Below are 12883 nucleotides of genomic sequence, written 5' to 3'. Positions count from 1 at the left end.
CCATGCGTCCATCTTTTGTGGACGCCCAGACGAGGAATGCAACATGGCATCGGTGATCAGCACTTCCGGCTCCGGTCTGGACATCCCAACTGTGGTGTCCACCCTGGTCTCCCGGCAGAAAGACCCGGAGCAGGCCCGTATCAACAAGGCCGGGACCGCCGCGACGACCCAGTTGTCGGCAATCAGCCAGATCAAGAGCAGCATGACCACGCTCAAATCTGCGCTGGACAAGGTCGTCAGCAGCGCCGACACCAACGCCTACAAGGCGACCGTGCCGACCGATGCCGGCTTCACCGCCACCACCACCAGTTCGGCCGCCCCCGGCAACTACTCGGTGGAAGTGGTCTCGCTGGCCGCCTCTCAGAAATTGGCCTCCGGTGCGTTCACTGCCGATGCCACTGTCGGCAGCGGCACGCTGACCATCGGCTATGGCGACAAAAGCATCACGGTGGACATCACCGGCACCGACAAGCTCACCGACATCGCTGCAGCCATCAACAAGGCAGCCGGTGGCAAGGGCGTCACCGCCAGCGTGGTCACCGCCAACGATGGTCAGCATCTGGTCTTCAACGCGGTCGACTCCGGCACCAAGGGCGCGTTGACCGTCAGTGCCAGCGACCCGAGCCTGAGCAGCCTCACCTATGGCCCCGGCGTCACCGGCGGCTTGAACCAGTCCGTGGCCGCGGCCGACGCGCTGGTGCGTGTGGATGGCTTCGAGCGCACCTCCAGCTCCAACACCATCACCGACATCGTGCCGGGCGTGGTGCTCAACCTCACCAAGGCCGCTGAAGGCACCAAGGTCACGCTGGGCGTTGCAGCAGACACCAGCGGCCTCAAGGCCAACCTCACTGCCTATGCGGCGGCCTACAACACCGCCAACACGCTGCTGGCCAAGAGCACCAGCTACGACGCTGCCACCCGCACCGCCTCGGCATTGACCGGCGATTCGCTGGTACGTGGCCTGCAGCAGCAGTTGCGCGGCCAGGTCAGCGGCAACATCAACGAACTCAAATCGCTCGGCCTGACCATCGACAAGGATGGCGTGATGAGCTTTGACGGTGGCAAGTTCGACACCGCCATCGCCGCCGACGGCGGTGCCGCCGCCGAGGTGTTCGGCAAGGACAGCAAGTACGGCTCCACCATGACCAAGCTGCTCGACAGCAACGTCAACGTCACCAATGGCACCCTGACCCTGCGCTCGGACAGCTTGAACAAGCAGATCAAGGGCTATGAGTCCGACCTGGACGACCTCGACGCACGCATGGTCAAGCTCAGCGATCGCTATACCGCGCAGTTCACCGCGATGGAAACCATGATCAGCAAGCTGCAAAGCAGTACCAGTTCGCTCAGCAGCCTGCTGACAAGCTGATTTTCGTGATCGCAGTCCTCAAGTCGTACGCCGATGTTGCCGATACAAGTAGTACCTATCGTGATGTCGGCCTTGCCTGTTGGCAGGAGCGTTGTCGCAGGAGCACCCCGCTCCGGGACCCGCGAAGGCCAGCCAATTGAGGGAGTCATCCATGTACGGTTCCAATCGCCAATATGCCGAGCAATACCGCAAGGTCGGCGTGTCCACCAGCGTGACCGAAGCCGACCCGCACAAGCTGGTGTCGTTGCTGTTTGCCGGCGCCTGCCAGCGCATTCGTCTGGCCCAGGCCTGCCTGGCGCAGGGCGACCAGGCGCGCAAGGGCAAGGCCATCGGCGAAGCCTGCGCCATCGTCGGTCACTTGAACGGCTCGCTCGATCACGAAGCCGGCGGCGAGATCGCAGGTAACCTGTCGGCACTGTACGACTACGTCATGCAGCGCCTGACCGCAGCCAATCTGCATAACGACGAAACTGCGTTGACCGAAGCGCTGGAACTGCTCAGCGAAATCGACTCGGCGTGGAACTCCATCCCCCTCGAACAACGCGGCCTTTCTGCCGTCTCGTGAGTCCAGCCATGCATAGCGCGCAAAGCCTTCAAGCCGAAATCGCCGATATCCGCCTCGCCATGGCGCAGGAGGAGTTCGAGGTGATGCCGTTCCTGCTGGACAGCCACGATCTGCATTTGCGCGAGTATGCCGAGCATGTGGACCTGAGCCAGGACCGCGACGCGCTGCAGACCTTGCACACCATGCAGCAGGATTTGATGCGGATGATGCTCGAGCGTCGTCGCAAGCTGCTGGATCTGATCCGCGCACAGCGCACCTCATCGACGGCCAGCCGTGCCTACGCCCGGGTCGGACGGATCTGATGAGTACGCTCGGCACACTCGCGCCATCCGCCGATGCCGCGCTGTTCGCCGACACGCTCAGCTGCGAATTGCGTCTGCCGGCCGGTTTTCGCGCCGGTAGCGATGCCGGCTCGCACAGCGCCGCAGAAACCTTGCTGCGCAGCCTGGGCCAGGTGGAAGATCTGCGCAGCGAAGAAACCAGCGAAGACCGCGGCGACCTGCCGCTGCTGGTGCAGCGCATGGATGCCAAACTCGACCTTATGCTGGCCTTGATCGGCCGCCTGGTGCGGCAAGCCGACACCGGCCTGATCCAGGGCACGGTGCGCTGGTCGGTCCGAGGGATCCGCCTGAGTTGCGCAAGCAGCCAGCCGCCAGGCACGATTGGCAGCGTTTGCCTGCAGCCATCCGACTGGCTTCCTGAACTGGTACAGCTGCCCGCCGAGGTGTTGGCGAGCGCCCACGATGGCCACGATCACTGGCTGTGGCTGCTGTTTGCGCCGCTCTCGCCCGGCCTGCAGGACGCACTGGAACGCCATCTGTTCCGTCTGCATCGCCGTCAGATCGCTGACGCCCGCCGCCAGCGCTGACGCCGCCTGTTGGCGCGAGGCGCCGGGTCGGCTAAGGTGCCCTTTACTGAAAAAAGGTCTCTTCTGCGCCGTGCGAGTCATCATCGTCGACGATCACACCCTTGTACGTGCCGGCCTTTCCAGGCTGCTGCAAACCTTCGCCGGCATCGATGTCGTTGGCGAGGCCAGCAATGCGCAACAAGCCCTGGATATGACATCCCTGCACCGACCCGATCTGGTGTTGATGGATCTGTCCCTGCCCGGCCGTAGCGGCCTGGATGCCATGACCGATGTGTTGCGCGCCGCGCCGCGTACGCATGTGGTGATGATGTCGATGCACGACGACCCGGTGCATGTGCGCGACGCGCTGGATCGCGGCGCGGTCGGTTTCGTGGTCAAAGACGCCGCGCCGCTCGAACTGGAACTGGCGCTGCGTGCTGCAGCCGCCGGCCAGGTGTTTTTGAGCCCGCAGATTTCGTCGAAGATGATCGCGCCGATGCTGGGCCGCGAAAAACCGGTCGGCATTGCCGCGCTTTCCCCGCGTCAACGCGAGATCCTGCGCGAGATCGGCCGCGGCCAGAGCAACAAGGAAATCGCCGCCGACCTGGGCATCAGCGTCAAGACGGTGGAGACACACCGCGCGCGCATGATGGAATCGCTCGGCTGTCGGCGTGCCAACGACCTGGTGCTGCTGGCGGCCAAACATCACAACGAGCTGGTCTGAGGCGTTCGCTCGGTTGCGAGCGTCTGCAGGCCGTTGAAGGCCAAAACAGTGACGGGATTCCGGCGGGCATGCTTGAGTCCGCCTGTAGTGTCAGGAATTTCCCGACATACTGTCAGGAATATCATGAGTCACCTCACACCACTCCCTGATTAGAAACCCGTCGCGTTGTCCTGCAAGATGCGTTCCATCGCCGCTGTGTGCGGCGCCTTTACGGAAGCGCTTCGATGAAGACGACCATTTCCGCCCAGCTTGGCCAGCAACTGCACCTGACCCCGCAGTTGCTGCAGTCGATCCGTCTGTTGCAATTGGACGGCATGCAGCTGGAGCTGGAAATCCGTCGCGCGCTGGAAACCAATCCGCTGCTGGAGCTGGAAGAACTGGCCGACAGCAGCGACGACGTCGCGACCAGCGATGATGGCGCCTCCGATATCGCCGCGTTCGACGAGTTGCCCGAGAGCACGATGTGGGACGTGCAGAGCAGCAGTTGGAACGATGGCGACGACGACCGCATGCAGCGCGTGGCCGCTGGCGAATCCACCGACCCGCATGTGCGCATCCTGCGCGAACTGGCACTGGACCTGGACGAGGCCGCGTTGGCGGCTGCCGCGTTCTGGTTGGAGCAGACCGACGACGCCGGCTATCTGAGCGAAGCGTTGGCGACCCTGCAGCAGCTCGGCGCCACTCGCTTGGGTATGACCGTGCAGGCAGTGGAAGCGATCCGTCAGCGCCTGCTGCACGGCGACCCGGCCGGCCTGGCCGCTTGCGATCTGCGCGAGTGTCTGCAGGCCCAGCTGAGCGCCCTGCCCGGCCGCGTGCCGGCACGCCATCTGGCTGCGCGCATCTTGTCGGGCGATCTGGAATTGCTGGCCAGCCACGACTACGCATTGCTGGCACGCGCGCACGACGCCGAGCTCGACGACGCCCGCGAAGCGGTGCGCCTGATCCTCTCGCTGCAACCGCGCCCGGGCGACGACCTGCTGCAGGAAAGCAACGCCAGCGTGATTCCCGATGTGCTCGCATGGCATGCCGATGGCAGCTGGCGCGTGGCATTGAATCCGGCCACCACGCATCGCGTGAGCATCAATCCCGTGCACGAGCGCGCACTGGCCGAGGCCGGCGAAGCCGCCCAGCCGCTGCGCGACATGCTGCAAGAGGCGCGCTGGCTGACCCGTGGCCTGTCGATGCGCTACGAGACCTTGCTGCGTGCCACGCGCGCCATCGTCGAGCGTCAGGCTGCGTTTCTGGTACGTGGCGAAGAAGCCATGGCACCGCTGACGCTGAAGGAAATTGCCGATGAGATCGGCATGCACGAATCGACGATTTCGCGCATTACCACCGGTAAATACATCCAGACCCCGCGCGGCACCTTCGAGCTCAAGCATTTCTTTGCCGTGCGTCTGGAAGGCGCCAGCGTCTCCGGCCAGGCAGTCAAGGCGATGGTGCGCAGACTGATCGAAAGCGAACCGGCCGGCCGGCCGCTGGCCGACGAAGCCATCGCCGGGCTGTTGTCGCGTCAGGGCGTTAACATTGCCCGTCGCACTGTGGCCAAGTACCGCGAACAACTCGACATCGCCCCGGCACGCGAGCGCCGCCGCATCAACAAACCGCTGCTTGCCCGGGCAGGATAAGGATTACTATGAGCAAACTCACCGTGCTGCTGGTCGACGACCACGAGGGCTTCATCAACGCTGCGATGCGTCATTTTCGCAAAGTGGAGTGGCTCAATATCGTGGGCAGTGCCGCCAATGGACTGGAAGCGATCGAGCGCTCTGAGTCGCTGCGCCCCAATGTCGTGTTGATGGACCTGGCCATGCCGGAGATGGGCGGGTTGCAGGCGACCCGTCTGATCAAGACGCAGGACGATCCGCCGTATATTGTCATCGCGAGCCACTTTGACGATGCAGAGCATCGTGAACATGCCCTTCGCGCGGGTGCTGACAATTTTGTTAGCAAGCTGTCCTATATCCAGGAAGTCATGCCAATCCTGGAGGGCCTGACGGAAGGAGCCAGGAATGAGTGAGTCCCGCATTCTGTTGATCGACAGCGATGCCGTGCGCGCCGAGCGCACAGTGTCACTGCTCGAGTTTATGGACTTCAATCCACGCTGGGTCACCGACGGCGCCGACATCAATCCTGGCCGTCATCGCCACGATGAGTGGATGGCGGTGATGGTGGGCTCGGCGCAGGATGCTGCACAGGCCGACAAGTTCTTTGACTGGCTGGCCGATGCCAAGCTGCCGCCACCGGTGCTGCTGATGGAAGGCAGCCCGAGCGCGTTCGCGCAGACGCACGGGCTGCACGAAGCCAACGTCTGGACGCTGGACACGCCGCTGCGTCACGCGCAGCTGGAAGCCTTGTTGCGCCGTGCCAGCCTCAAGCGGCTGGATGCCGAGCATCAGGCCGGCGTGCAGCAGGACACCGGCCCTACCGGCAATAGCGAGGCGGTGACCCGTCTGCGCCGCTTGATCGACCAGGTGGCGGCGTTCGACACCACCGTGCTGGTGCTGGGCGAATCTGGCACCGGCAAGGAGGTCGTCGCGCGCGCCATCCACCAGCACTCGCCACGGCGCGATGGGCCGTTTGTGGCGATCAACTGCGGCGCGATTCCGCCGGACCTGTTGGAAAGCGAACTGTTCGGCCACGAAAAAGGTGCCTTTACCGGCGCCCTGAGCACCCGCAAGGGCCGCTTCGAAATGGCCGAGGGCGGCACCCTGCTGCTCGATGAAATCGGCGACATGAGCCTACCGATGCAGGTGAAGCTGCTGCGCGTGCTGCAGGAACGCAGCTTCGAGCGCGTGGGCGGTGGCCAGACCATCCGCTGCAACGTGCGGGTGATCGCCGCCACCCACCGCAATCTGGAAACGCGCATCAGCGATGGCCAGTTCCGCGAGGACCTGTTCTATCGCCTCAACGTGTTTCCGATCGAAATGCCGGCGCTGCGCGAACGCGTGGACGACCTGGCCATTCTGGTGCAGACCATCGCCGGGCAACTGGCGCGCACCGGGCGCGGCGAAGTGCGCTTTGCCGACGAAGCCTTGCAGGCGCTGCGCAGCTACGACTGGCCGGGCAACGTACGCGAGCTGACCAATCTGGTGGAGCGCCTGGCGGTGCTGCACCCGGGCGGTCTGGTGCGCGTGCAGGATCTGCCGGCACGCTATCGCGGCGATTTTGCCGCGGCCACGGCGCTCGAACTTCCGCCCGAGCCGGCGTTGGTTGCCGCACCCGCAGAGGTCAGCACCTTGCCGAGCAATGTGGTGACGTTGCAGCCCAAATCGGCCACCACCGAACCGGCCACCGCGTCCAGCCTGCCCGACGATGGCATCGACTTGCGTGGTCACATGGCCAACATTGAGCTGGCGCTGATCAACGAAGCGCTGGAACGTACCCAGGGCGTGGTGGCGCACGCCGCGCAGCTGCTCGGCCTGCGCCGCACCACGCTGGTGGAAAAGCTGCGCAAGTACGGCATCGATCGCGAGCAAACCGAGCTGGCGAACTAGGACCAGCGCGCCGGCCACGTCTGCTGGCACAGCGCTTGCTTCAGCAGGATCACTCCGTTCGCAGTCATCGGCTGCGAACGGAATCGACATCGACGTGCCGACTCCACTTGCCGAGTGTTTGATGACCATACCCGTCACCAGTCCGCTGCTGCCGCCGCTGGAAGAATTTCTGCCCTATCTGGAGCAGATCTGGACCAGCCGCATCCTCAGCAACGGTGGCGAGATGCATCGGGCACTCGAGCGCGCACTGTGCGACTACCTGGGCGTGTCGCATCTGGCATTGCTGACCAACGGCACCACCGCGTTGATCACGGCATTGCAGGCGCTGCGCATCACCGGTGAAGTGATCACCACGCCCTACTCGTTCGTGGCCACCGCGCACTCGCTGCTGTGGAAAAGCATCACCCCGGTGTTTGTAGACATCGACCCGGTGACGCTCAACATGGACCCGTCCAAGATCGAAGCGGCCATCACGCCGCAGACCACCGCCATCATGCCGGTGCATTGTTACGGCACGACCTGCGACACCGCCGCCATCACGCGCATCGCCGATATCTACAACCTCAAGGTGATCTACGACGCGGCGCACGCCTTCGGTGTGCGCGATGCCGGCGGCTCGATCCTGCGCCATGGCGATCTGAGTGTGTTGAGCTTTCATGCCACCAAGGTGTTCAACACCTTCGAAGGCGGCGCGATTATCTGCCCGGATGAAAAAACCTATCAACGCATCGGGCATCTGAAGAACTTCGGCTTCGTCGACGAAACCACGGTGGTTGCACCGGGCATCAACGGCAAGATGAATGAGATCAGCGCGGCGTTCGGCTTGTTGCAACTCAAGCACATCGATCACGCCATCGCGCAGCGCAGCGCCATCGATGCGCAGTACCGGCAGCGATTGAACGACATTCGCGGCATCCGCTGCGTTGCCCGGCCCGATCACGCCACTGCCAACTACGCGTATTTTCCGATTCTGGTGCAGGACGATTACCCGCTGGCGCGCGATGCGCTATACCAATTGATGCGCGAGCACGGCATTCTGGTACGGCGTTACTTCTATCCGTTGATCAGCGATTTCCCGATGTATCGCGCCCTGCCCTCGTCTGCACCGGCATGGCTGCCGGTGGCGCGTTCGGTGGCGGCGCAGGTGTTGTGTTTGCCGATCTTTCCTGGCTTGACCCACGACCAGGTCGATACCATTGCCGATCTGATCGCCGGCCAACAGGCAACATGACGGCAACACGCTGCACCTGCACTTCAGACTCCCATTTCTTCAACAGGCAACCAGGCGAGATCGCATGACCCAGGCAACATTTATCGAGAACTTCCTCTCCGCCACCGACTTTCAGGAGCCGGTCGAGGTCACCACCGACACCGTGCTGCTCGAACTCCCGGAATGGGATTCGCTGGCCGCGCTGGGCGTGATCGTGATGTTCGATATGGAATACGGCAAGACCATCACCGGCGAGGACCTGACCACGGCCATCACTGTCGGCGATCTCTACAAACTGACCGAGGCGTAAGCACCATGCCGACCTCCACGCTGCACAATGTTCGCTTTGCCGGCATGGCGACATGCGTGCCGAAGCGGGTCGTGTCCAACCTCACCGATTGCCGGCCGCAGATCCGTTCCGAGCGCGAGCGCCTGGTGCGCAACATCGGGATCGAGACGCGCCGCATGGCCTCGGAGTGGCAGTGCTTCTCCGACCTGGCCTTTGATGCGACGCAGGTGCTGCTAGAAAAACTGCAGTGGAAGCGCGAGGAGATCGATGCACTGATCGTAGTGACGCAGTCGCCGGATTACCCGATTCCGGCCACCGCGATCATCCTGCAGGATCGGCTGGGGCTGTCGCACGCCACGGTCGCCTTCGACGTCAACCTGGGCTGCTCGGCCTACCCGTTCGGCATCAATCTGCTCGGCTCGATGATCGCCGCCGGCGGCGTCAAAAAAGGGCTGCTGCTGGTCGGCGACCGCAGCGCCACGCTGGAAGACCCGATCTTTTCCGATTCCGGCACCGCCACCGCGCTGGAATTCAGCGCCGACGCGCCGCCGATGCACTTCGATCTCAACAGCGACGGCAGTGGCTATAAGGCGATCATCCTGCCGGTGGGAGGCCACCGCGAACCGGTCGCCATGCAGCACCTGATTCCGTTCCGCGAAGAACCCAACGGCCCATGGCGCCGTGGCGTGGACCTGATTCTCGATGGCGTGGCGGTACTGAGCTTTTCTACCCAGCGCATCCCACCGGCAGTGCAGAAATTGCTCGACTACACAGGTATAGCCAAGGAGGACATCGACTACTTCGTGTTCCACCAGGCCAACCGCATGATCAACGAAACCATCCGCAAGAAGCTCGGCCTGCCGGTGGAAAAAGTTCCCTCCACGCTGCGCGACTTCGGCAATACCAGCGGCGCCTCGTTGCCGGTGACCATGACCGCGCGCATCAACAAGGAACTGGAATCCGGACCTAAGCGCGTGTTGCTGTGCGGCTTCGGCATCGGCCTGTCGTGGGGCACCTGCCTGGTGGACATCGATGGTGCGGTGTTTCCTGATTTGATCGAGTCTTGAGCACTGTAGTCGCACCTGTCTTTTCCGGAATAACGAGACCACGTGAACGAGCATACTCCCTTCAATCCTTTCAGCCTGACGGGCAAGCGCATCCTGGTGAGCGGTGCCAGTTCGGGCCTGGGCAAAGCCATTGCGCTGAGTTGCGCGCGCATAGGCGGCGAGTTGATCGTCACCGGACGTGATGCGCAGCGTCTGGAAGCGACGTTGAGCGAGCTACAAGCGATTTCGGAATTGCCGCATCAAGCTGTGCGCGCCGATCTGACTGTCGCAACTGAGCGCGACGCGCTGGTCGCAGCATTGATTGCACCGCTGCAAGGTGTGGTGCATAGCGCCGGCATTTCGCGGCTGTGTCCGGCACGCATGGTCAGCGAAGCGCATTTGCACGAGGTTCAGTCGACCAATGTCGATGCACCGGTGCTGCTTACCCAGGCTTTGCTCAAGCGAAATCTGATCGCTGCCGACGGCGCAATTCTGTTCATCGCCTCCATCGCTGCGCATATCGGTGTCGCTGGAGTGGGCGCGTACTCTGCGTCCAAGGCGGCGCTGATTGCATATTCGCGTTGCCTGGCGATGGAAGTCATCAAGCGCCGCATCCGCGTCAACTGCCTCTCGCCTGCGCTCGTCGACACACCGCTGTTGGGTGCCACCGCGCAAGTCGTCGGCTCACTGGAAGCCGAACGCAACAACTATCCGTTGGGTTTCGGGCAGCCTGACGATGTGGCCAATGCCGCCATCTTTCTGCTGTCGGGCGCCAGCCGCTGGATCACCGGCACCAGCCTGGTGATGGACGGCGGCTTGACCATCAGCTGAGTAAGGAACCGATCATGAAACGCGTTGTCATCGTGGGCGCCGGCGGGCTGGGGCGACAGGCGCTTGCACAGCTGCAAGTGGATTACGGGCATGGGATCGACTGGGTCATTGCCGGATTTCTCGACGAGCGCGGCGCGGACAGCGTCTCCCCTGTGCTGTATTACCCATGGCTGGGCAATCCACAGAGCTTTGTCCCGACATCCGACCTGCTGTTTGTTGCAGCAATCGGCGACCCGGCGATGCGGGAACAGCAAGTCACACCACTACTAGCGAAGGGCGCGGAGTTCATTTCTATACGCACGCGTTGCACGCTTGGGGCGCGCACAGTCTACGGCCCAACCTACTTCGGTTACGACGTGAACTGCGGTGTGGACTGCAACATCGGCGCGTACGGCTTCATCGACCAGGACACTTTGATCGGCCATGACGTGAGCATTGGCGACTACGTACATATTGGGCCGCGCTGCGTACTGGCCGGCAACGTCACCGTCGGCGATAGCGCGGTGATCAACACGGGTGCATTGATCGCGCGCGGCATTACTATCGGGAAAGGCGCCGTGGTCGGTATGGGCTCGGTGGTGTTCAACGATGTGCTGGCCGGCCAGACCGTGATCGGCAACCCGGCCCGCTCGATCTTCAACAAGCCGCGAGCGCAAGCATGAACCAGCCAATGCTGCCGATGACCGCAACAAGGTGCTCCGCATGACACGCCACGCACTGGGCGCACAGCACTACACCAGCGTCGAGACCTTTGCGCTGGAACGTGAGCGGATCTTCAGCCGGCTGTGGAACTTCGCCGGCTTTAGTTCGATGGTGCGCGAGCGTAATCAGTTCTTCACCCGAACGACCGCTGGCGTGCCAGTGCTGGTGCAGCGCACGACGGCAGGCATCCGTGCTTTCGTCAATCAATGTCCGCATCGGCTGTCCGCAATTCAGACCAGTAGCGCCGGCCAGCGGCCACTGGTGTGCCCTTATCATGCATGGTCTTTTGGACCCGAGGGCGAATTACGTGCAATACCGAATCAGGAGCTGTACCGGTTCGATGCCGAGGAACGCGAACGCATCTGCCTGCACAAGCTGCATATAGAGGAAGTGGGCGGATTGTTATTCGTCAATCTATCCGAGCACCCCCTTGCGCTGCAGGAACAGTTTTCTGACACGTTTCTGACCCAATTGCGCGAGGCATCTTCGCACCTGGATACACAAGTCATCTACAGCCGTCACCGGGTCCGCTACAACTGGAAGCTCAACATGGAGAACGTGAAGGACTACAACCACGTTCCATTTGTGCATCCAAAGACCTTTCTGCCAGCAATGACTGCACCTGTGAGATCGACTGGCGCAGCTAGCGATGCGCCGTCGTTAGTAAAGGAACTGATACAACAAGCTCAAGCGCCGGCGCTTAGCGCGCTCAGTTATCCCACCAAGGCACCGTTGCAAGAGCACACCTCCTGGTTCCGCGAACTCTGCGACACCTATGGCAGCGAGCACATCTACTACAACTGGTTCGTCTACCCGAACGTGAACTTCTGCAGCATACGTGGCGAGCATTTTTTGCTACAGCAATACGAGCCAGTCGCGCCAGGTGAAACCGACTACCACTTGTGGATGATGACGGCCCGGCGTAAGGAGCAACGCACAAATTTCACTGCTCTGCTCAGTAGTTTGATTCGCGGCGAACGTACTGTGATCGCGGAAGACACGGTAGTGTTGGAGCGCCTGCAAAGCGGCATCGGCCCACAGTCGCGACAGTTCATGCACGGCGATTACGAAGAGCATCTGGTCAGCCAGCATCTTTGGTATCGCACGCATGTGCTGGGAGAGCAGTCATGACGGTACGCGTCGTTGTGGGACATGGTCGCGCGCTCGACGAAGCCTTTGAACTAGCCGAGCAACTTCAGCCTGGCTGTATGTATATTTCGTTGTCCAGCAGTGATAGCTATAACTTCGAACTAGGGCTTCTATGCGGCTCTTATAGTGCTCAGGATACAGAGGTCTTCGTGGCGCTGGATGAGCGCGCGGTCAATTACGCGCGCCAAAAACTGATCGCAGACATCAGGCTGGCCGGTTATCAAACATACAACCTGGTGTCACCAAACGCAGTCATCGAAAGCAACGTACGCCTGATGGGCAATGTCCACGTCGGCGCCGGCTGCAATATCGCTAAGGATTGTGTGTTAGGTATGGGCAGTTGGTTAGATCGACAAGTGATCCTGGACCATGGCGTCAAGCTTGGAAGCTGCGTGACCTTGCGCGCAGGGGTCGTATTGGCGAACCAGGTGCAGATAGGCTCAGGCTCGACTCTGGGAGCTGGCACTTTCGCCGCACCGAAGAGCCAGGTAGGCAAGCACTGTGAATGGTTGCTTGGAGGGAAGCTGCCGGCGAGATTGCAAGACCGTTCGTTTTTCGATGCATTGATGCCAGAAGGCGCACATATTCTGACGTAATCAATAACACGCCGATTTTAATTTTGAAGTTCAAGATCATGCGCCAGTGCGGCGACGA

General features: G+C 62.1%; 16 protein-coding genes. 15 read left to right on the top strand and 1 reads right to left on the bottom strand.

Features of this window, described 5'->3' with window-relative positions:
* Positions 1 to 43: 43 nt before the first annotated feature.
* The 4 genes from fliD (at position 44) to AC1KVG_RS00610 (ending at position 2802) form a co-directional block, all read left to right on the top strand.
* Positions 44 to 1369, top strand: coding sequence for a flagellar filament capping protein FliD (fliD, locus tag AC1KVG_RS00625; protein ID WP_115038937.1), 1326 nt, complete (start codon positions 44 to 46; stop codon positions 1367 to 1369).
* Positions 1370 to 1520: 151 nt separating this feature from the next.
* A complete protein-coding gene (gene fliS / locus AC1KVG_RS00620) occupies positions 1521 to 1934 on the top strand; it encodes a flagellar export chaperone FliS (protein ID WP_023903949.1) in 414 nt (137 codons plus the stop codon).
* Between the two features lie 8 nt (positions 1935 to 1942).
* Entirely contained in the window at positions 1943 to 2236 is a 294-nt protein-coding gene (locus AC1KVG_RS00615) for a hypothetical protein (RefSeq protein WP_176340894.1), read from the top strand.
* A complete protein-coding gene (locus tag AC1KVG_RS00610; protein WP_481093175.1) occupies positions 2236 to 2802 on the top strand; it encodes a PilZ domain-containing protein in 567 nt (188 codons plus the stop codon). Before AC1KVG_RS00615 ends, AC1KVG_RS00610 begins: the two co-directional genes overlap by 1 nt.
* Before the next feature lie 43 nt (positions 2803 to 2845).
* Here the strand turns inward: AC1KVG_RS00610 and AC1KVG_RS00605 are convergent, their stop codons facing one another.
* Positions 2846 to 2983, bottom strand: a complete 138-nt coding sequence (locus AC1KVG_RS00605; protein WP_481093458.1) for a hypothetical protein — start codon at positions 2981 to 2983, stop codon at positions 2846 to 2848.
* Between AC1KVG_RS00605 and AC1KVG_RS00600 the strand changes: the two genes are divergently transcribed.
* The 11 genes from AC1KVG_RS00600 to AC1KVG_RS00550 all read left to right on the top strand — a co-directional run bounded on the left by AC1KVG_RS00600 (position 2927) and on the right by AC1KVG_RS00550 (position 12825).
* Entirely contained in the window at positions 2927 to 3505 is a 579-nt protein-coding gene (locus AC1KVG_RS00600) for a response regulator (RefSeq protein ID WP_229014455.1), read from the top strand. The two genes, AC1KVG_RS00605 and AC1KVG_RS00600, sit on opposite strands and share 57 nt — an antisense overlap.
* 224 nt (positions 3506 to 3729) lie before the next feature.
* Complete coding sequence (gene rpoN, locus AC1KVG_RS00595) at positions 3730 to 5133, top strand: RNA polymerase factor sigma-54 (protein WP_481093174.1); 1404 nt, start codon at positions 3730 to 3732, stop codon at positions 5131 to 5133.
* A gap of 8 nt (positions 5134 to 5141) precedes the next feature.
* Complete coding sequence (locus tag AC1KVG_RS00590) at positions 5142 to 5525, top strand: response regulator (protein ID WP_005997154.1); 384 nt, start codon at positions 5142 to 5144, stop codon at positions 5523 to 5525.
* Positions 5518 to 7002: a sigma-54 dependent transcriptional regulator gene (locus tag AC1KVG_RS00585; protein WP_255085293.1), complete on the top strand. Its 1485-nt coding sequence runs from the start codon at positions 5518 to 5520 to the stop codon at positions 7000 to 7002. The genes AC1KVG_RS00590 and AC1KVG_RS00585 overlap by 8 nt, the downstream gene beginning before the upstream one ends.
* Before the next feature lie 121 nt (positions 7003 to 7123).
* Positions 7124 to 8233 carry a DegT/DnrJ/EryC1/StrS family aminotransferase gene (locus AC1KVG_RS00580; RefSeq protein ID WP_481093173.1) on the top strand — a complete coding sequence of 370 codons (1110 nt, stop codon included), beginning with the start codon at positions 7124 to 7126 and terminating at the stop codon, positions 8231 to 8233.
* 64 nt (positions 8234 to 8297) lie between these two features.
* Positions 8298 to 8522 carry an acyl carrier protein gene (locus AC1KVG_RS00575; protein ID WP_006452276.1) on the top strand — a complete coding sequence of 75 codons (225 nt, stop codon included), beginning with the start codon at positions 8298 to 8300 and terminating at the stop codon, positions 8520 to 8522.
* A 5-nt stretch (positions 8523 to 8527) separates the two neighbouring features.
* On the top strand, positions 8528 to 9568 hold the full coding sequence (locus AC1KVG_RS00570) for a ketoacyl-ACP synthase III (RefSeq protein WP_115038925.1): 1041 nt from the start codon (positions 8528 to 8530) through the stop codon (positions 9566 to 9568).
* A gap of 42 nt (positions 9569 to 9610) precedes the next feature.
* A complete protein-coding gene (locus AC1KVG_RS00565) occupies positions 9611 to 10378 on the top strand; it encodes an SDR family NAD(P)-dependent oxidoreductase (RefSeq protein ID WP_481093172.1) in 768 nt (255 codons plus the stop codon).
* A 14-nt stretch (positions 10379 to 10392) separates the two neighbouring features.
* Positions 10393 to 11040, top strand: a complete 648-nt coding sequence (locus AC1KVG_RS00560) for an acetyltransferase (protein WP_115038921.1) — start codon at positions 10393 to 10395, stop codon at positions 11038 to 11040.
* Positions 11041 to 11080: 40 nt separating this feature from the next.
* A complete protein-coding gene (locus AC1KVG_RS00555; protein ID WP_481093171.1) occupies positions 11081 to 12211 on the top strand; it encodes an aromatic ring-hydroxylating oxygenase subunit alpha in 1131 nt (376 codons plus the stop codon).
* Entirely contained in the window at positions 12208 to 12825 is a 618-nt protein-coding gene (locus AC1KVG_RS00550) for an LbetaH domain-containing protein (RefSeq protein WP_115038919.1), read from the top strand. The genes AC1KVG_RS00555 and AC1KVG_RS00550 overlap by 4 nt, the downstream gene beginning before the upstream one ends.
* Positions 12826 to 12883: the final 58 nt, after the last annotated feature.

The sequence above is a fragment of the Xanthomonas sp. NCPPB 3959 genome, assembly GCF_056675575.1.
The sequence above is the reverse complement of the archived record's forward strand: the minus strand, read 5'-3'. Positions and strand labels throughout refer to the sequence as shown.

Excerpts from the sequence above, each read along its gene's own strand:
- fliD (WP_115038937.1), top strand. The coding sequence starts at position 44 with ATGGCATCGGTGATCAGCACTTCCGGCTCCGGTCTGGACATCCCAACT.
- fliS (WP_023903949.1), top strand. The coding sequence starts at position 1,521 with ATGTACGGTTCCAATCGCCAATATGCCGAGCAATACCGCAAGGTCGGC.
- AC1KVG_RS00615 (WP_176340894.1), top strand. The coding sequence starts at position 1,943 with ATGCATAGCGCGCAAAGCCTTCAAGCCGAAATCGCCGATATCCGCCTC.
- AC1KVG_RS00610 (WP_481093175.1), top strand. The coding sequence starts at position 2,236 with ATGAGTACGCTCGGCACACTCGCGCCATCCGCCGATGCCGCGCTGTTC.
- rpoN (WP_481093174.1), top strand. The coding sequence starts at position 3,730 with ATGAAGACGACCATTTCCGCCCAGCTTGGCCAGCAACTGCACCTGACC.
- AC1KVG_RS00590 (WP_005997154.1), top strand. The coding sequence starts at position 5,142 with ATGAGCAAACTCACCGTGCTGCTGGTCGACGACCACGAGGGCTTCATC.
- AC1KVG_RS00585 (WP_255085293.1), top strand. The coding sequence starts at position 5,518 with ATGAGTGAGTCCCGCATTCTGTTGATCGACAGCGATGCCGTGCGCGCC.
- AC1KVG_RS00580 (WP_481093173.1), top strand. The coding sequence starts at position 7,124 with ATGACCATACCCGTCACCAGTCCGCTGCTGCCGCCGCTGGAAGAATTT.
- AC1KVG_RS00575 (WP_006452276.1), top strand. The coding sequence starts at position 8,298 with ATGACCCAGGCAACATTTATCGAGAACTTCCTCTCCGCCACCGACTTT.
- AC1KVG_RS00570 (WP_115038925.1), top strand. The coding sequence starts at position 8,528 with ATGCCGACCTCCACGCTGCACAATGTTCGCTTTGCCGGCATGGCGACA.
- AC1KVG_RS00560 (WP_115038921.1), top strand. The coding sequence starts at position 10,393 with ATGAAACGCGTTGTCATCGTGGGCGCCGGCGGGCTGGGGCGACAGGCG.
- AC1KVG_RS00555 (WP_481093171.1), top strand. The coding sequence starts at position 11,081 with ATGACACGCCACGCACTGGGCGCACAGCACTACACCAGCGTCGAGACC.
- AC1KVG_RS00550 (WP_115038919.1), top strand. The coding sequence starts at position 12,208 with ATGACGGTACGCGTCGTTGTGGGACATGGTCGCGCGCTCGACGAAGCC.